The 18,988-nt window shown below is 40.7% G+C and carries 17 protein-coding genes and 2 pseudogenes; 4 read left to right on the forward strand and 15 right to left on the reverse strand.

Translation table 11 applies throughout. The features are described from left to right. The 14 genes and pseudogenes from PR833_RS18290 to nudF form a co-directional block, all read right to left on the reverse strand. A pseudogene (locus tag PR833_RS18290) lies at nucleotides 1-456 on the reverse strand (hypothetical protein); the annotation flags it as partial. Continuing rightward, the gene (locus PR833_RS18295; protein WP_272526403.1) at nucleotides 453-818 is read right to left on the reverse strand and encodes a hypothetical protein; all 366 of its coding nucleotides are present in this window, start codon (nucleotides 816-818) and stop codon (nucleotides 453-455) included. The pseudogene PR833_RS18290 and the gene PR833_RS18295, both read right to left, overlap by 4 nt. An 82-nt stretch (nucleotides 819-900) precedes the next feature. Then, complete coding sequence (locus tag PR833_RS18300) at nucleotides 901-1,197, reverse strand: PAAR domain-containing protein (RefSeq protein WP_272526404.1); 297 nt, start codon at nucleotides 1,195-1,197, stop codon at nucleotides 901-903. Then, the gene (locus PR833_RS18305; RefSeq protein WP_004925096.1) at nucleotides 1,190-2,137 is read right to left on the reverse strand and encodes a hypothetical protein; all 948 of its coding nucleotides are present in this window, start codon (nucleotides 2,135-2,137) and stop codon (nucleotides 1,190-1,192) included. Before PR833_RS18305 ends, PR833_RS18300 begins: the two co-directional genes overlap by 8 nt. 236 nt (nucleotides 2,138-2,373) lie before the next feature. Then, nucleotides 2,374-2,451 (reverse strand): hypothetical protein, encoded by a 78-nt coding sequence (locus tag PR833_RS18310; RefSeq protein WP_376738355.1) that lies wholly within the window; start codon nucleotides 2,449-2,451, stop codon nucleotides 2,374-2,376. Between the two features lie 244 nt (nucleotides 2,452-2,695). Beyond that, a complete protein-coding gene (locus PR833_RS18315) occupies nucleotides 2,696-3,637 on the reverse strand; it encodes a hypothetical protein (RefSeq protein WP_072502821.1) in 942 nt (313 codons plus the stop codon). 253 nt (nucleotides 3,638-3,890) lie between these two features. Then, nucleotides 3,891-4,314 (reverse strand): annotated as a pseudogene (locus tag PR833_RS20480) (transposase); the annotation flags it as partial. 65 nt (nucleotides 4,315-4,379) lie between these two features. Then, nucleotides 4,380-5,792, reverse strand: a complete 1,413-nt coding sequence (gene ftsP / locus PR833_RS18325) for a cell division protein FtsP (RefSeq protein WP_040132433.1) — start codon at nucleotides 5,790-5,792, stop codon at nucleotides 4,380-4,382. Between the two features lie 337 nt (nucleotides 5,793-6,129). Next, entirely contained in the window at nucleotides 6,130-6,864 is a 735-nt protein-coding gene (locus PR833_RS18330) for a 1-acylglycerol-3-phosphate O-acyltransferase (protein ID WP_040132434.1), read from the reverse strand. Nucleotides 6,865-7,009: 145 nt separating this feature from the next. Beyond that, nucleotides 7,010-9,268, reverse strand: coding sequence for a DNA topoisomerase IV subunit A (gene parC / locus PR833_RS18335; protein ID WP_272526405.1), 2,259 nt, complete (start codon nucleotides 9,266-9,268; stop codon nucleotides 7,010-7,012). Nucleotides 9,269-9,307: 39 nt separating this feature from the next. Further along, nucleotides 9,308-11,203, reverse strand: coding sequence for a DNA topoisomerase IV subunit B (gene parE, locus PR833_RS18340; RefSeq protein ID WP_004925119.1), 1,896 nt, complete (start codon nucleotides 11,201-11,203; stop codon nucleotides 9,308-9,310). Between the two features lie 96 nt (nucleotides 11,204-11,299). Next, complete coding sequence (yqiA, locus tag PR833_RS18345; protein ID WP_040132435.1) at nucleotides 11,300-11,881, reverse strand: esterase YqiA; 582 nt, start codon at nucleotides 11,879-11,881, stop codon at nucleotides 11,300-11,302. Next, nucleotides 11,881-12,720, reverse strand: a complete 840-nt coding sequence (gene cpdA / locus PR833_RS18350) for a 3',5'-cyclic-AMP phosphodiesterase (RefSeq protein ID WP_014657637.1) — start codon at nucleotides 12,718-12,720, stop codon at nucleotides 11,881-11,883. Before cpdA ends, yqiA begins: the two co-directional genes overlap by 1 nt. 108 nt (nucleotides 12,721-12,828) lie before the next feature. Then, nucleotides 12,829-13,467: an ADP-ribose diphosphatase gene (nudF, locus tag PR833_RS18355; RefSeq protein WP_004925129.1), complete on the reverse strand. Its 639-nt coding sequence runs from the start codon at nucleotides 13,465-13,467 to the stop codon at nucleotides 12,829-12,831. Nucleotides 13,468-13,810: 343 nt separating this feature from the next. Between nudF and tolC the strand changes: the two genes are divergently transcribed. The 4 genes from tolC to PR833_RS18375 all read left to right on the forward strand — a co-directional run bounded on the left by tolC (nucleotide 13,811) and on the right by PR833_RS18375 (nucleotide 18,065). Then, on the forward strand, nucleotides 13,811-15,187 hold the full coding sequence (gene tolC, locus PR833_RS18360) for an outer membrane channel protein TolC (protein WP_004925132.1): 1,377 nt from the start codon (nucleotides 13,811-13,813) through the stop codon (nucleotides 15,185-15,187). A 319-nt stretch (nucleotides 15,188-15,506) separates the two neighbouring features. Then, the gene (locus PR833_RS18365; protein WP_127891330.1) at nucleotides 15,507-15,710 is read left to right on the forward strand and encodes a hypothetical protein; all 204 of its coding nucleotides are present in this window, start codon (nucleotides 15,507-15,509) and stop codon (nucleotides 15,708-15,710) included. A gap of 489 nt (nucleotides 15,711-16,199) precedes the next feature. After that, nucleotides 16,200-16,898, forward strand: a complete 699-nt coding sequence (locus PR833_RS18370) for a DUF1190 family protein (protein WP_004925139.1) — start codon at nucleotides 16,200-16,202, stop codon at nucleotides 16,896-16,898. 6 nt (nucleotides 16,899-16,904) lie between these two features. Then, entirely contained in the window at nucleotides 16,905-18,065 is a 1,161-nt protein-coding gene (locus PR833_RS18375) for a glutathionylspermidine synthase family protein (protein ID WP_004925143.1), read from the forward strand. A 106-nt stretch (nucleotides 18,066-18,171) separates the two neighbouring features. Here PR833_RS18375 and ygiD read toward each other — a convergent pair whose 3' ends face one another. After that, nucleotides 18,172-18,960 carry a 4,5-DOPA dioxygenase extradiol gene (gene ygiD / locus PR833_RS18380; protein WP_036944116.1) on the reverse strand — a complete coding sequence of 263 codons (789 nt, stop codon included), beginning with the start codon at nucleotides 18,958-18,960 and terminating at the stop codon, nucleotides 18,172-18,174. Nucleotides 18,961-18,988: the final 28 nt, after the last annotated feature.

Below are 18,988 nucleotides of genomic sequence, written 5' to 3' on the forward strand. Positions count from 1 at the left end.
GTACATAGGGAGTGATTCTGCCATTTTACCCGATTGAATACTTTCAATAACTTTATCGTAGCAAAAGTGCCCTATTCGAAAATCATTACAAGCAAAATCCATGAGTAAAATTTCACCTTGCTTGGCAAGATCTAAGAAATGTTCTCTGTTCTTATCGACATCATTATAATTCAAAATAAAGAGTAAATTATAATGGTAGTAAAGTTTTTCTAGTTCATATGGTGAATTGTTATCTTTTTTGTATATTTGCCGCATGTATATTGTATCTGTAGCTGTTAACAAATAACTCAATAAAATTTGATAGTCAATATAACGCTCTGAGTTATTTAACCCCTGTAATTTATTTAAACTATCTAACCTTGAGTTAGATATAAACTCATTAATTTTATCGACATCATTCGTTGAATCTTTCATTATTTTTTCTATATACTGAATAACTTTTTGGGTTCGATTCATTTTTTTAAATCCTCTGCGACGGACATAGTATCATATTTATTATTAGATGCAGGATTGAAACTATTATCTAACCCCACTGTTACTTTATAACCAGCTATTTGATTTTTTACTAGGCTACTATTTATTTCCTTCAGTAAAGTAGCTTCTTTAATAGTTAAAGAATAACTATTTTTATCATTAAAAAAAGAGTTTATAGAGGTATCAAGATGTAGCTTCATATTACCTATGTAATCTTTCCGAATTTCACTTAACTTCCCTCCGTTTGGTGTTAAATTTGGACCAAACTTATCCTTCATCGTCGTTTTGATTTCAAACGAGACCCCACTCAGGTGACGGTGACTCAATTTTGCAAATGAAATCATCTTTATAATCATTCATTATTTAAAACTAACATACTGACTAACAACTGTATTCACTCATTCTTTATTGTTTTAACCCCTATGATTAAAGCACCCCGCTCAAGATACTTTTTTTACTGCTTGCTTGATCCACTGCGGCAAGCACACACGCATAAGCCACTTTGTGACCTTCAAGTACGACGCGAATTCCGTTGATTTTCATTAAACCGTCGCCCTCGACGATAGCACCTGTTGTTTTACACGAAGGGCAATAAACCGAGTCGCCCACACAGGCGACTCCTTGAATTTGTTTGGCAAGGGAAGACCCCGTAAGCACTGTACCACCTGTGTTGGTGGTATCATTTTTTAAAATAATTTTACGACCGTTAACTGTGCTACGCATTCAGAGCTTTCTCCTCGTCACGTTTAATCAGTATGGCTTCAATTTGTGCCTCAAAATCTTTTGGTAATTTATTGCGAGAAAGTAAGAGCAAAGGTTTTGGCTGCTTATAATCACTGTCCATTACCGCTTCACGCCCTTCACGCATAAAAGTATTCACAAAGCTGACAAAGATATTGGCTTCATTAGCTGTATTAAAGTTAAGGTTTGACATGGCTGATGTATAAGGCAAAAACATCTCTTCCTGCAACTCACCATTTTCAGTATTAATGCTATATAACCGGACTGCAAGCATAATTGGGGCATGACCATACTCAATATATTCATAGCGGTCTGCTGAAACTTTCCCTTTTAAATAGCTATAGACATATTTTTTCTCTCGATCAAAAATCAGGACTGGTAGCGGCTTTAAAAAGATTATATAACCCACAATACTGGTAAAAATACCAAAAATTAACGTGAAAATTATAAGAGTAACGTCCTTACCTCCAACTTTATCGACATGCCCTCCCCATAAATAGTAATCGACAAAGAAAACCCCAAAGCTTTTATTGCCTTCACCATAAAATGGTCTAAGCTCCTTAATTTTTTTAGTCAATGTTATATTTTTTTCTTTATAAAGATTATACTTTTTCTCATACATTGAGATGGTGCTAACAAAACTATTGTAGTTATCTATATTTGACTTTATTAGTACACTCAAAATTACTATAAAAAAAACTAAAATAACCAGAAAAAAGCTCATTGCCCCAACATCACGTTTTCCTCGATTAATATTCGCAATGGCAAATTGTTTAGCATTAATTTCATCAATAAAGGTTAACTCTTCAAGCTCAACATTATTTTGGTAACGTTCGTGATTAGATACAAAGCGTTGTTTCTTGGCACGATCAAAATTGGATTTTAATGTCATGTGTTTTTTGACAAAGGCAACTATTCCCATTATATCTTTTCCTCATTAATAAAACCCAGAGTGCAATTAGCCTCATCTAACGCTTTTTCACTGTCGATATACCGCATCGGTGGTAGAGGTGACTCAATTCTGCAAATGAAATCATCCTTATAATCATTCGATTCTTTAAAGCTAACATACTGACTAATAATAGTATTCACTCATTCTTTATTGTTTTAACCTCTATGATTAAAACACCCCGCTCAAGATACTTTTTTACTACTTGCTTAATCCACTGCGACAAGCACACACCCACAAACCACCTTGTGTCCTTCTAATGCTACTGAGACCCCATTAATTTTCATCAAGTTGACTTGCTCGACCAATAGATTCAAAGTGCAAATAATTTTTCTTTAATTGATTAAACAAGGCCTTTCGCTTAATTTCATTGTGCTCTAAGACAGCTTGATATTCCTCTTCAAAATAGTGAACTGTATCAAGATAAAAGGCTTACAGCTTATTATCACAAATAATTTGTTTTCTTTCTGCCGTCTGCTTCATAATATTACCTGTATCTAAAGATGGTAAACCATCGGTGATTTACCGTGATTAAAATAGTTTATGAATCACTTGCAGCTCTGTATTAATCGTGATCAAGTCTTCAATCATCTGATCATAAATAGCAGGCCTATTTTGCTTCCAACCCACCATATCAGGGCGATGTTCAATTGCCATCGGGGTTTTAAGTAATGGGTGATCGATGATAGGAGTAGTTAAGCCATGTTTGGCGCGGAAATTTTTGACGGCTTGATATTCAAACGGCCACGCTAATAATATTTCCATATCTATTTCATAGCCTGTCGCACTTTGTTCATTTTCATCCCAGTCAAATAAAGCGGACCATTCGACATGACGATCACACAGTGCAATAAGCCATTGGGCGACAACATCGTGATTTTCATTATATAACGCTTCTTGGCAAAAACGTTGATAAAACGGATCGATAGGAATACCTGCACTCTCCCAATCTATGGTTTGATTTTTTTCGCTTGCCAACATTTCAACGGCAAATACGCCTAGCTTCTGTGGGCGAGTATACATAGGGAGTGATTTTGCCATTTTACCCGATTGAATATTCTCAATAATTCTATCGTAGCAAAGGTGCCCAATTCTAAAGTCATCACAAGCAAAATCCATCAGTAAAATTTCGCCTTGTTCAGAAAAATCTAAAGATAAATTTTTATCCTTAAATAGGTTATAATAACTAGCTAAAAAAGAAACATTTCTATGCCAAAAGAATTTCTCAAAAGCATAAGATTTTTCATTCACATTTGAGTAGATTTCTTTCGTATAAAGCAACCCAGTAATTCCCATTGCAGAATCAAGAGCTACAAGATAATTTATATACTTATCAACAGGCTTTCTTGTAATATCTATTTCTATATCTTTATAAAACCGACTATCTATCTTTTTTTTCAAATCTATAGTACTAACTTCTATGTCTTTCAATTCAGTTTCTATATATTTATTGATTAGCTCCATTCTATTCATTATTTTATTCTTTCCATAAGAAACCTGTTATCAAATCGAGAAGTTTTACTAACAGAAAACATCTCATCTATTCCAACTGTTATTTTGATACTCTTTACATTATCAATATTAGCACGTAAATATTCAAAGACGATCAACGACCGTCTAATCGCCGTGGTTAAAATAGCTTATGAATCACTTGCAGCTCTGGATTGATCGTCATGAGGTCTTCAATTATTTGGTTATAGATAGCTAGCATATTTTGTTTCCAACCCACCATATCCGGTGGTTGCTGTTGCCATAGTTTGAGTTCAGAATAACTTTGCCAGTCACTGCGCTAATCGCGGCAGGTGAGAGACTAAAAGCATACAGTTCTTCAATTCTCGGCTAATACCCGAGTAACTCATACTCAGAGCAAAAAACGTATTATTTTATGCTCGACCTCATTCGATAATGTCGCTTGGTGCTTTTTCACCCGTTACGGTTCGAAAGAACCATTACGATCAGGTCTCGTTGCCAGTTCAACGTTACCCGTTGATATTTTGATGGTTTTCTTAGTGATACCATTTCGGCGATTGGCATTGATATCATTCGCCAAATAAGAGTCTCAATGGGGTCAGGATACCGCCTTTGCCGATCAATACCTGCCCCTCTTGAAGTAATTTTAAGGTTTTATCAAAATCGAAAGGTTGTGTCATCAGCCCTTCCTTTTTGAGGTCGTTTACTAGGATGACACAGAATTTCTAACACTCCCGATTTAACATTAATTTTCAGGTGCCACGACCAGTTGCCCCACTGAGCCTAAATCCGCTTTTTCTAAATTGTTGCTGTAGAATAAAAATGGAAAGTGCTCATAGGATGGCTGCATCATTTGTACCAATAGTTCTGTTTTACCATCAACCCAAACTGTATCTTTCCAGCCGAAATCCTCCGGTGGTGTCGGTTGTCCATTACGGTTAATCACTTTAAAACGAACCCCTTCAATATGAAAAGGTTGAGGAACATTACTGGTTACGGCCCAGCGCTCCCACCCACCTTGTTGGCTTGATAGATCAATACGACGAGTATCTTTTGTCGTATTATTGATGCCATAAGGTTCATTAAGGTGAATATCACGATTACGAATAGATGAAGTGATCTGAGTTTTATCTTCAACTAACTGAGTAGGAACATCATCAGTCACCAAAGACATTAACCCTGTTGCTTTGATAGTCAACACATTGGTCGATATGAGTGTTGTTGAAGGTTCAAATAAACTCTTCACTCTATCCATAAAGCTCGCTGATTCACCCGCTGTAATGGTAAGCTCTTCTGTTTTTGCCATATCAATCAAGACTTCTCGACGTTCACCCGGTGCCAACGACAGTTCAGGCACTTTGACTGGTGATGTCAATAATCCTTGATCGGAGGCTATCATCACAAAAGGACGCCCATCGCTAATTTTCATGACATAGCGCCTCGAATTAGAGGCATTTAATAAGCGTAAACGGATCCAGCCACGGGAAACTTCAATATAAGGGTCTTGAACACCGTTAATTAATAACGTATCCCCAAGAAAACCGTCCTCATTGGCTTGGTATTCAGGAACCCCAAAATTATCTAAGCGCTTATCTTGGATAATAATAGGAAAATCATCGACGCCATAATGTTTTGGTAGTCGCAGATTCTTCGTTGAATCATCTTCAATGATCCACATCCCTAATAGACCATTATAAATTTGAGGCCCCATTTTGCCTTCTGTATTCGCGTGATACCAAAGGGTCGCTGCGGGTTGACGAATAGGGATCACAGGAGACCAATCGGCTCCTGAAGAGATTAACCTTGCCGCTCCACCTATTTGAGTACCAGGAACTTGCAGGCCACTAACTGTCATGGAAACAGACTCAGGTAAGCGATTACTATAAATCAGCTTAATATCATCGCCATTTTTTACTTTTACCGTTGGACCTGGATAAGAACCATTAACCCCCCATATATCCGCAGAGTATTTCCCATCAAACGACCAATGTATTTTTTGTAATGTCAAAAATAACGGCTGTCCTGATTTGGATTCTAATAATGGAGGAACAGGGAGCGGGTTTTTGCCATTACCGCTCGCAAAAGCATAGTTTGATGTATTGACCAAACACAAAGCCAGCCCTGCAATAAGCAGAAACTGACGCCGACTGAATGACATAAATTCTCCACTAAACTAAAAATAGCAGCGCTAATTATTGTTAGATATTCGCAATATAAGCCAATTTAATCGTTAATTTTAGGTTCGCGCTAGCATAACCCATCATTGGGCCATAATCTTAAACTTGATACAAATGGGTTGTAATGATATCGCGAAAATAGATGAAACTCTAAAAATATCTATAACGATAAATAAAATTTAATAGTCAAAAATGACAAGATAAAATGTAATTAGACGTGTAAACAGGATCATGTGATTCATTAAATAAAAACGCCCTTTTCTGATGAGATAACCTATTCAGAAAAGGGCGTCATGTTAAGTCATCGTGCCGAACAACTTATTTATTTTGCTTGTCTATTTCAGCAATCTCTTCATCGAGCTGCTTAATTTTAGCTTCCATCAAATCATGGCAATATTCAGCGAGCTCCCTGACTTGCTCCTTGGAATAGTTTTTTGTCTCTATTGGCTCTAACATTTCAACGATCACATGACCATTATTCCAACGGTTGAGTTTGATCCTTCCTTGAGTGGTAGAAACACAAACCGGTACAATTGGTACACCCGCAGCAATCGCCGCATGAAATGCCCCTGTTTTAAAAGGTAGCAACCCACGACCACGGCTACGAGTTCCCTCTGGAAACATCCAAATCGAAATTTGATGTTTTTTGATTTGTTCAGCCACTTGCGAAATTGTGTTATGCGCTTTTGAACGATTCGAACGGTCGATCAAAATATTCCCCGTGATCCAGTACAGAAAACCAAAAAACGGGATCAACACTAAACTTTTTTTCCCTACTGTCACCGTTCTTGGTTGAACACCATTCGACATTGTGACCATGTCATAGTTATTTTGGTGATTACCAATATAAATGCTCGGGCCATATTTTTTCGCTTTTTCTGGAACGCGGTTAATAATTTTTATGCCAAATAATGTTGATAACCGCCCAAACATATGGCCAAAAACCATCACATGTTTTGGATTACGAGGGCTAAATAAACAATAAATTCCCCCAAATACACACACCAATATTGTATAAATAATCACAATAATGGCCCTAATCAGCGCTAGCATAGAGACCTCTGTCTAAATAATCAGAACTTGATTATCCTCACCATACTTCAAGTGCAGCATTGTCAGCACGATTGATTCCGCTATCGGCTGGCTGACCTTTACGTATTTAGAGCATAATCAATCCCATAATAAAATTGCACTATTATTATTTGTCTGCATCCGCAGTTTCAACTTCAATTCGCTCAATATTATGCAAGCCACGAGGTAGTGATGTACCACGACGCCCTCTTTCTGCACGATATTTTTGCAACTCTTCCGATTTCAATCTCAGTTTCCGTTTACCGAAATAGAGCGTAATTGAAGCCTGTGCTGGCAGCACTAATAACCAAACAAGAAGGTCTTCACCACTTGCCGCTTGAGCACCGGTAATATTGATGATCTTATTACCTTTCCCTTTCGACAATTGAGGCAAATCAGCAACAGGGAACATTAGCATACGACCAGCCTTAGTAATGGCTAACAGTACATCTTCTTGCTCATTATTGATCTCAATTGGTGTGAGGATCTTGGCGTTATCCGGCAGATTAATCAGAGCCTTACCTGTTTTGTTCTTGGTGACAAGATCATTAAAGGTACAAATAAAACCATAACCCGCATCCGATGCCATTAAATATTTTTGCTCATCTTGGGCCATCAGAACATGTTCGACGGTCGCCCCCGGCGGTAGTGATAAACGCCCGGTTAATGGCTCCCCTTGACTGCGTGCGGAAGGTAGCTCTAATGGGTCAACCGAATAACTACGCCCTGTCGTATCTAGGAAAACAACAGGCTGATTGGTTTTACCTCGAGCGGCACCTTTGAAACTATCTCCAGCCTTATAATTCAGGTTAGAAGGCTCAATATCATGCCCTTTCGCACTGCGTACCCAGCCCATTTCTGACAATACAACGGTAATCGGCTCTGAAGGTAGAATTTCATGTTCGCTCAATGCTTTTGCTTCTTCACGTTCACGCAGTGGCGAGCGACGCTCATCCCCATAAGCTTTGGCGTCAGCCTGAATTTCTTTTTTAATCAGCGTATTTAGCTTACGCTCGGAGCCTAAAATACTTTGTAATTCATCACGCTCTTTAATTAATTCATCTTGCTCGCCTCGAATTTTCATCTCCTCGAGTTTAGCCAAATGACGTAATTTTAATTCTAAGATAGCTTCTGCTTGCGTATCAGAGAGATTAAAGCGCGACATTAAGACAGGTTTTGGCTCATCTTCCGTACGGATGATCTCAATAACTTCATCAATGTTAAGATAAGCAATTAATAAACCGTCTAAAATATGTAAGCGTCTAAGAACCTTTTCTAAACGATGATTAAGGCGATTACGTACCGTTTGGCGGCGGTAAACAATCCATTCATTGAGTATATCTACCAACCCTTTAACTGCTGGACGATTATCAAGACCTATCATGTTGAGGTTAACGCGATAGCTTTTCTCGAGATCTGTCGTCGCAAACAGGTGATTCATCACTTGTTCGAGGTCAACACGATTACTACGCGGCACAATGACTAGGCGTGTAGGATTTTCGTGATCGGACTCATCACGTAAATCATCCACCATCGGTAATTTCTTCGCGCGCATCTGGCTTGCAATCTGCTCAAGCACTTTCGCCCCAGAAACTTGATGAGGCAGAGCAGTAATAACCACATTGCCATCCTCTTTTTCCCAAACAGCACGCATACGAACCGAGCCGCGACCATTTTGATAGATCTTACGAATATCCTCTCGGGAAGAGATAATTTCTGCTTCGGTTGGGAAATCTGGAGCAGGAACATACGACATAATGTCATCCAGCGACAGCGTTGGCTTATCCAGTAGAGCAACCAAGGCTTGAGCCACTTCCCGTGCATTATGAGGTGGGATATCTGTCGCCATCCCAACGGCGATCCCCGTTGTACCATTGAGCAAAATATTCGGTAAACGCGCTGGCAACATTTTTGGCTCATTCAAAGTGCCATCAAAGTTAGGGATCCAGTCCACTGTGCCATGCGCAAGCTCGCTCAATAATACTTCTGCGTATTTTGATAGCCGTGATTCGGTATAACGCATCGCGGCGAAAGATTTAGGATCATCAGGCGCCCCCCAGTTTCCTTGACCATCAACCAATGGATAGCGGTAAGAAAACGGTTGAGCCATTAGCACCATCGCTTCATAACAGGCACTATCACCATGAGGGTGATATTTACCTAGTACGTCACCGACCGTCCTCGCTGATTTTTTATATTTCGCCGTATTATTAAGTCCTAACTCGGACATTGCATAAACGATACGGCGCTGGACGGGCTTTAGCCCATCGCCAATAAAAGGTAACGCCCTATCCATGATCACATACATCGAATAGTTCAGATAGGCGTTCTCAGTAAAGGCGTGGAGGGGTAAACGCTCTACGCCGTCATGAGTAATTTCACTCATTCAATACTTTCCTTACTCTTTTTGATAGCGTGATGAATGTTAGACTTCAATTTCAGCCATATCGCCTTTTTCTTGTAACCAGTTACGACGATCTTCTGAACGTTTTTTTGCTAACAGCATATCCATGACGGCCACTGTTTCTTTGTAGTTCTCATCATCAATGGTTAATTGAACAAGACGGCGAGTGTTGGGATCTAATGTCGTTTCACGCAATTGAATTGGGTTCATTTCCCCCAACCCTTTAAAGCGCTGTACATTGGGTTTGCCTCTCTTACGACTCAGCCTATCAAGCACGGCATTCTTTTCGCTTTCATCCAATGCATAAAACGTCTCTTTCCCTAAATCGATACGATACAGTGGCGGCATTGCCATGTATACATGCCCTTCTTTGACAAGCTTAGGGAAATGACGCACAAACAATGCACATAACAGCGTCGCAATATGTAACCCATCAGAGTCAGCATCCGCAAGAATACACACTTTCCCGTAACGCAATTGGCTTAAATCCTCACTATCAGGATCCATACCGATGGCAACAGAAATATCATGAACTTCTTGCGACGCCAGCACTTCATCGGAAGAGACTTCCCATGTGTTTAGGATCTTCCCACGTAAAGGCATAATAGCTTGATATTCACGGTCGCGGGCTTGCTTTGCTGAACCTCCCGCAGAATCCCCTTCCACCAAGAACAGCTCTGTCATACTTAAATCTTGGGAGCTACAATCTGCTAACTTACCGGGTAAAGCGGGGCCACTGGTTAACTTCTTACGCACCACCTTTTTAGCCGCACGCATACGCCGCTGAGCGCTAGCAATTGCCATTTCCGCTAACTGTTCGGCAACTTGAACGTTTTGGTTTAACCATAGGCTAAAGGCATCTTTTACGACGCCAGCAACAAATGCCGCACATTGGCGAGAAGAGAGACGCTCTTTCGTTTGCCCAGCAAATTGCGGATCTTGCATCTTAACCGAAAGCACATACGCACAGCGCTCCCAGATATCATCAGCAGACAGTTTTACGCCACGAGGTAAGATATTACGGAACTCACAGAACTCCCTCATTGCATCAAGTAACCCTTGGCGCAACCCATTCACATGGGTTCCCCCTTGTGCGGTTGGGATCAAGTTAACATAGCTCTCCGTGAGCAGTTCTCCGCCTTCTGGTAGCCATAAAAGCGCCCATTCAGCCGCTTCGCTCTCCCCCGAAAACTCTCCAGTAAATGGTTGATCCGGTAACAGCTCTAATCCATTAACGGCTTCCATTAAATAGTCTGTTAGCCCATCCGTATAGCACCAGCTTTGCTCTGTATTGTTGAGCTGATCCTTAAACGTGATTTTCACGCCAGGGCATAAAACCGCTTTTGCTTTTAAATTATGAGCTAAACGAGAAACGGAAAAACGCGGATTATCGAAATAGCTTTCATCCGGCCAAAAATGCACGCTAGTGCCAGTATTGCGCTTAGCGCACGTACCGATAACATGCAATTCTTCGACTTTATCGCCATTTTCAAAGGCAATTTGATAAATTTGACCATCACGGCGCACTGTGACTTCAATACGCTTAGACAAAGCATTAACAACGGAAATACCTACACCGTGCAAGCCACCTGAGAATTGATAGTTTTTATTGGAAAATTTACCACCAGCGTGTAACTGCCCTAAAATCAGTTCCACAGCGGAGACTTTCATTTCAGGATGGATATCAACGGGCATACCTCGCCCATCGTCAATCACTTCAAGTGACTGATCAGGATATAAAATTACTTCAATATGCCCTGCATGCCCTGCCAGTGCTTCGTCAACACTGTTATCAATTACTTCTTGTGCTAAATGGTTCGGTCGGCTGGTGTCTGTATACATCCCAGGGCGACGGCGAACAGGTTCCAAACCACTGAGGACTTCAATGGCCTCTGCGTTATAACTAGATTGAGTCATGTTGTCATTCTGCGGTAATAGGTGATTAATTGAACAACTCAAAGCGTTCAATCAGTGATTTACTGTTGATAATAACAGTGTACAGATGTTTTGGCATTATTTCTCTGCCAATCTCAGAAAATGGATGATTTGCGGAAAGTGATTCTCAAAACCAACAAAGGCATGATTACCTTGTGGTTCAACAGTTTGTTTGCATTTTGCAAGATAGGAAACCGCTTGGCGATAATCGAGCACTTCATCCCCCATTTGTTGTAACAACCAGATCAAATCGGGATGATCAACTTGTGGCAGATGCAATGCTTTCAGTTCATGCATATGCTTAGGCTCAAGAAAATACTTTTCATGCGTATAAGGATTGATATTTTCGCCAAGATAATCCTGCAAAAGATCAAAAGGACGCACTGCGGGATTCACCACAACGGCTGGGATCTGAAAACGCTGTGAAAACCAAATCGAAAAATAGCCGCCTAATGATGAGCCAACGAGCCCCATCGGCGCGTCTTTATGCTGTAGCACGATCTCTTCTAACATAGAAGCGGCTTGCTTTGGATAGTTAGGCAATTGCGGCACAATCATGTTGATGTGCGGGTAGCGCTCATTCACCCACTGTTTTAAGCCATTGGCTTTCGCCGACTGTGGCGAACTATTAAAGCCATGGATATAAAGAAGCGTCGACATTAGTAGCCGTCCGAATCAAAGTCAGGACTGAATTCTTTGGTATTTAAACGACACACTTGCGTACTAATATGCCTTTCCCCTTTCTCATTGATGGAGAGTTCGAGATAGCGCCAGCCTGGAGCGACGGTATCTAGTGCAAAGTTGGTACAATGAGGCTTAAACTGCACGCATGTCGAAGGCGTCGCTAATAAACGAATACCATGCCAGTATTCATCCATTTCTTGATGAATATGCCCACAAAGCATCACTTTAACTTGTGGATACCCTTTTAGGTAATCCGCAAGAATATGGGAGTTACGCAAGCTGTGCTGATCAAGCCAAGTACAGCCCGAAGGTAAAGGATGATGATGAAGCATCACTAAAGTGGTACGCTGAGGGCGCTTATCCAAACAGCTTTTCATCCACTCAAGTTGCTGCTCTGACAATTCGCCATGTGGAACGTCTTGCAATTGGCTATCCAGCATCAAAATTTGCCATTCATCACCAATCAAAATTTCTTTTGCGCTTGAAATCCCCGCTAACTTTAAAGAGCTGACCATTGCAGGTTGGTAATCATGATTACCTGGGAGCCAAACACAGGGAGCCGGTAGACGCTCAATCCCTTTTGCAAAATGTTGGTAAGCTTCTGGTGATTGATCTTGGACTAAATCACCGGTTGCAACGATCAGATCGATAGGCAGATTTTGTTCTAAAATAGCATCAAGGACGGCATGATAGCTCTTGTGCGTGTTAATCCCCAATAGGGTATTCGCTGTATCAGCAAAGAGATGCGTATCAGTAACTTGTAAAATCCTGACTACCTTCGCATTACGAGCAGTCACTTCGAGCTGGCTGTCCAAAAGTTTTCCTTGTTCCAATAAAAAATGTCACCGTTATTTTGCTATTCTACCGCTAACAGTAGGTTAATATCTGCTAAATAGCACACACTTCATTAGATTAATTGTTATTTAAGACAGTTTCACCCATTTTTGTTGCAATTTTTTGTAATTAAGCTGTAGCCACTGGAGCACAATGACCGTTGCCGCATTATCAATAATCCCCTCCTCAACCCATTGATAAGCCTGCTCACGGCTAACCACATGGACACGGATATCTTCATTTTCTGATTTTAAACCATGGATACCAGAAGCATGGGAACTGTCAACCTCACCAACATACACATACATACGTTCAGAGGTGCCCCCAGGACTCGATAAATAGCTTAATGCTTTTTCAGTGCGGCCAATGACCAATCCGGCTTCTTCGTCAGCTTCACGACGTACTACTTGCTCTGCAGTTTCATCGGTTTCTATCATTCCTGCAACCGCTTCAAGTAACCATGGCGTTTGACTGGTTTCTATGGCAGGCAACCTAATCTGCTCAATAAGCACAACCTTATCGGCTTCAGGATCATAGGGTAAGATAACGCCGGCGTGCCCGCGTTCAAAGACCTCACGAGTAATTTCTTCGCTCCAACCCCCCTCAAATAATCGATGGCGAAAGCGGTATTCAATCATTTGAAAAAAACCATTAAATAATTTACGCTTAGATATAATTTCAACATCATTTTTATTATATTTAATTGGCTGCTCTACATTTTTTGTCATAACAATCTCCTAAGCTGATGTTTTCCATATTAAGGAAAAATTATGGAATAAAACAGTTTTTAGGGCTTTTTCCCTTTATATGAGTTAATGTTTAAACAAATTGAGACAAAATGGCACAAAACGCTACCGTTAACCTATGCGATACTCTGTTACAATAAGCGTCAATATGAACTGAAATATATAGGCAACAACAAGGTCTGTTTTTGACAAGTATTTCTAGTGATGATGATTTATTTACATATAGGTTCCAGTTTGTCCTATTTATCTCGGCTCTCTCCTCACTTATGCCAGTGGGGCACAGGTAACAGGCTGAACTTATTTGCTGTTTAATCAAGGAATCCAAATGAAGAAACTGCTTCCCCTTTTTATTGCATTAAGTTTTGTGGGTCTCAGTACGAATAGCTACGCAGAAGATCTACTTCAGGTTTACCAAAAATCCAAAGAAAGTAACCCTGATCTAAGAAAATCATTAGCGGAACGTAACCAAGCTTTTGAAAAGATTAATGAATCCCGTAGCCCATTATTACCACAATTAGGTTTAGGGGCCGGTATAACATATGGCAGTGGTTATCGCGATACGAGAAATACTGAAAGCAACGGTCTCAATGCTTCTTTGAAATTGACCCAAGTCGTTTTTGATATGTCAAAATGGCGTCAACTCAGCGTCCAAGAAAAAACCGCGGGTATCACGGATGTTTCGTATCAAACCAGCCAACAGCAACTGATTTTGGATACTGCAACAGCTTACTTTAACGTATTAAAAGCGATTGACGCGCTATCCTATATCGAAGCAAATAAAGAAGCCGTTTACCGTCAACTCGATCAAACGACCCAACGCTTTAACGTGGGCTTAGTGGCTATCACTGACGTACAAAACGCCCGTGCAAACTACGATAGCGTGTTAGCACAAGAAGTTTCAGGCCGTAATGACTTAGAAAATGCGGTTGAAAAACTGCGTCAGGTCAGCGGTGTTTACTACAATCAACTGGCTTCACTGAATATCGATCGTTTTAAAACCGTGACTCCTGATCAGGTTGATGCAATTTTAAAAGAAGCGGAAGAGCGTAACCTAAGCTTACTGAGCGCTCGTTTAGCACAAGATGTTTCACGTGAAAACATTCGTTTAGCGGAAACTGGGCATATGCCAACCATCAACCTTGATGCGGCTACCAGCGTTGCCAATACACATAACCATGGCAGCAACTTCAACGGGTTAGATCGCAATAGCTATACTGGTCAAAACAGCATTGGCTTAACCTTAAGCTTACCACTTTATAGTGGCGGTGCGGTGAGTTCACAAGTTGAACAAGCACAATATGGTTTCCAAGGTGCCAGTGAGCAACTTGAGAGTGTTTATCGTAACGTAATTCAGTTGGTACGTTCTTCATATAACAACGTGTCATCTTCTATCAGTAGCATCAATGCGTACAAACAAGTCGTTGTCTCTGCGCAAAGTTCATTAGATGCGATGGAAGCTGGTTACCAAGTGGGAACTCGTACGATTGTTGACGTGTTAACCGCAACTACCGCGCTGTATCAGGCAAAACAAAACCTGTCTAATGCACGTTATGATTACATGATTAACCAATTAAACATTGAGTTTGCTCGTGGCACACTCAATGAAGAAGATATTGCTCGCCTTAATGCAAGCCTAGGCAAAGAGGTTTCAACCTCACCTAGCAGCATTATTCGCAATATTGAAACACCACAAATTAGGTAATAACATCTTCTTTAAAGGGGTCGATAAGTCGGCCCCTTTTTATTCGCGCCAACCTCCCTCCTTTTTTAACTTTCCTTTCTTAAACACGTTGATGATCACCACGGCCTAAATTGCACGCTGTCATCAGTGAAACATTTGTGTTTTCTCCTCCATCAATAAATTAATAAAATCTATTAATATAAAATAAATTCAATAGTTTACAATGAAATCTAGCATAAATTATGGAGTTTGCGTCAGTGAATGCAAAGCCATTTTTCTCAATAATTAGGGAGTGATATAAAACGGGCTCCTTAATTGATAGATAACAGATGGAAATATTATGAAGAGATTTATTCTTCTTGCATTATGCACGACGCTTATACTGCCAACTATGGGTGCACAAGCATCCCCACGCTCTCATCATACTGAGGCAAAAATTTCAGCATCACCAGTTAAAGCACATAAAAATAAAAAGCCAACACCACCGCCAAAAAAGAAAAAAGCCCCAAGAAAACATAAATCTAAAATTCCACCAAGACCATAATTGGGACTAATGTGCATGGGTGTGTTTATGAATTTAAACCACCCATTATTTAGTAAGCAAAGTATCTTTAACTGATAAAGCCCTTTTATTTAGTGAATAATCACCATAAAACAGGGTTTTTGATTTTATAAAAAGCCTAAAACATCATGTAGTAATAGTAGAAATTCGTATAAATATCGTTTTTGCTATCTAAAAGAGTGCAACCAGACTTTATTGATTATTTCTTTGTGCAAAATCAGCCAACTCTGATGAGAAACATTAAGTAATAAATCAAAAAACCAACAAAATATAATTTATTGAAATAAAACAAAAATAGTTATACTTTTTCTAAAATAACTTCTCTTGCGTATTAATTCTGACGAGGAATTTGCAAAATTTATTATTTAATCGCATTTCATTGGCATTTCTGCTTTAATTTTCAACGTATTTCCCCTATCCTAGAGTCAACAAAACTAACCTCTTACTCACTCTTAATTCAGGGTAATTACCATGACCATGAAGCGTACCAAGCATATTAATCAAGACGCATTTCGTAAGTCTTGGCGTTCATATCGCTTAGCACCCGTTGCTATTGCCGTTAGTGCTGTATTTATGCTCTCCGCTTGTGAAGAAAGCGATGAGACTGTTTCTCTGTATACCAATGCGCAGGATTGTAGCCAAGCTAATCCTTCTCAAGCTGAACAATGTACTTTAGCCTACAACAATGCATTACAAGAAGCGGCAAAAACAGCCCCTAAATATGCAACGAAAGAAGATTGTATCGCCGAATTTGGCGAAGCAATGTGTACTCAAGCACCTGCACAGGCTAGTTTCTCAAGTACCGCAGGTAATGGTGAACAAACAGCTCAAGCACAAAGTAGCTCTGGTAGCATGTGGATGCCATTGATGATGGGTTACATGATGGGTCGAATGATGGGCGGTAGTGCACCTTCACAACCACTTTTTAGCTCTAAAAACCCAGCTAGCCCAGCTAATGGCAAATTTGTCGATGCTACAGGTAAAAGCTATGGTCCCGCTGTTGCAGGTGGACGTTCAATCAGCGTACCAAAAACAGCAATGGCACCTAAGCCACCAACCACTTCCACCATCACTCGTGGTGGCTTTGGCGACACGGTGAATAAGCAAGCGATGGCACAGAAATCTTCCTCGTCTAAATCTTCTTCATCTTCCCGTTCAATGGGTGGTTGATAAGTAATGAAACGAGTACCAATTATTGAGCGCCCTGATTGGCGCGAAAAAGCAGCTGAATTTGGCTTCGGTTTTCATACCATGTATGGCGAGCCATACTGGTCTGAAGACGCTTACTATCAATTCTCAATGGCGCAAATTGAAGAAATTGAAGATGCCACTGCTGAATTACACCAAATGTGTTTAAAAGTGGTTGAACGGGTTGTTGAAAGTGATGAGTTACTTGCGCGCTTTCAAATCCCAAAACACTGTTGGGAGTTTGTACGCCAATCGTGGAAGACGAGCCAACCTTCGCTCTATTCACGCCTTGATCTGGCCTACGATGGAGTTAACCCTCCTAAGCTACTAGAGAATAATGCTGATACACCGACATCGCTCTATGAGTCAGCCTTTTTCCAGTGGATTTGGTTGGAAGATCAGATCAATGCAGGGAAACTACCAGAAAACGCCGATCAATTTAACAGTATTCAAGAGCAGTTGATCGAACGTTTCACTCAGCTTAAAGATCAACATGGTTTCCGTCTGCTGCATATGGCGTGCTGCCGTGATACCGATGAAGATCGTGGCACTGTTCAGTACCTACAAGATTGTGCTCATGAAGCAGGTGTCGCAACTGAATTCCTTTATATGGATGAAATTGGCTTAGGTGAAAGAGGTGAATTCACAGATACACAGGATCAGATCATTAGTAATCTGTTTAAACTGTATCCGTGGGAATTTATGCTCAGAGAAATTTTTTCTACCAAATTGGAAGATGCCGGTGTACGTTGGTTAGAGCCAGCTTGGAAGAGCATTATTTCGAATAAAGCACTGCTACCAATGTTATGGGAAATGTTCCCAAATCATCCTAATTTGTTGCCAGCTTACTTTGCTGATGGCGAAAAACCAGAGCTTGAAAGTTATGTGATCAAACCACTATTTTCTCGCGAAGGGGCGAATATTCGTGTGATTGAAAAAGGCCAAGAGATTGCCTCAGCAGATGGCCCATATGGCGAAGAAGGCATGATCATCCAGCAGTTCCATCCGCTACCTCAATTTGAAGGTAACTATACATTAGTAGGAAGTTGGTTAGTGAATGATCAACCTGCGGGTATCTGTATTCGCGAAGACAAAGAGCTTATCACTCAAGACCTCTCTCGCTTCTATCCTCATGTCATTATTGACTGATAGACAAACGGCATGTTAACCATGCCGTTTTCTTCCACTAAAAACACAAGGCAGTAAATTTACCTTCAACGCGGGAAAGTCATTTTTGTTTACCTTTCCTAGCCTGTTATTCACCTACTTGCACCGATAGCATGCTCAAAGAGCCTGATACAATCCCTTCTGTCGGGGTAGATATTGCTTCTTTACCATCCCAGCTACCAATCACATACAACAAAGGTAAAAAATGCTCCGGTGAAGGGTTAGAACGCCTCCCATCTTCCCGTATAAGAGCCGCTGTCAAAGGGTGAGGTAACTGCTTGCTTGTTAGGTGCTCAATCACAAATTGCTCAAACGAACGCGCCCAAGGGTACGCCTCAACATTCGCATTTTGCCAATTCATTTCCCTCAGATTATGCACCACATTCCCACTAGCCATAATCATCACTCCCTGCTCTCTTAATGAGGCCAGCTTACGCCCCACTTCTAAGTGCCAAGCCGCAGGTTTTGTTCCATCAATACTCAATTGAACGACTGGAATATCTGCTTGAGGATACATACGAACGAGGATCTCCCATGCACCGTGATCTAGCCCCCATTCACTTTTATCTAAATAGACTGGTAATGGCGCTAATAAATCGGCGACTTGCTGAGCTAGTTCAGGGGAGCCTGATGCTGGATATTGCATTTGATACAAAGGTTCAGGAAAGCCGCCAAAATCATGAATGGTTCTTGGCTGAGCCATCGCGGTGACCGCGGTTCCTCGAGTATACCAATGTGCCGAGATCATCAAGATAGCTTTGGGTTTAGGCAGCGACTGCCCAAGAGCTGCCCATGCCTGAGTATATTGGTTATCTGATATCGCATTCATTGGGCTGCCATGGCCAATAAAAACCGCTGGCATTTTGTTCGCTGACATGAGTTTCATGCTCCATCTTACACATTAT

It is taken from the genome of Providencia sp. PROV189 (assembly GCF_028480065.1).
In the GTDB taxonomy this organism is placed as follows: Bacteria; Pseudomonadota; Gammaproteobacteria; order Enterobacterales; family Enterobacteriaceae; genus Providencia; species Providencia stuartii.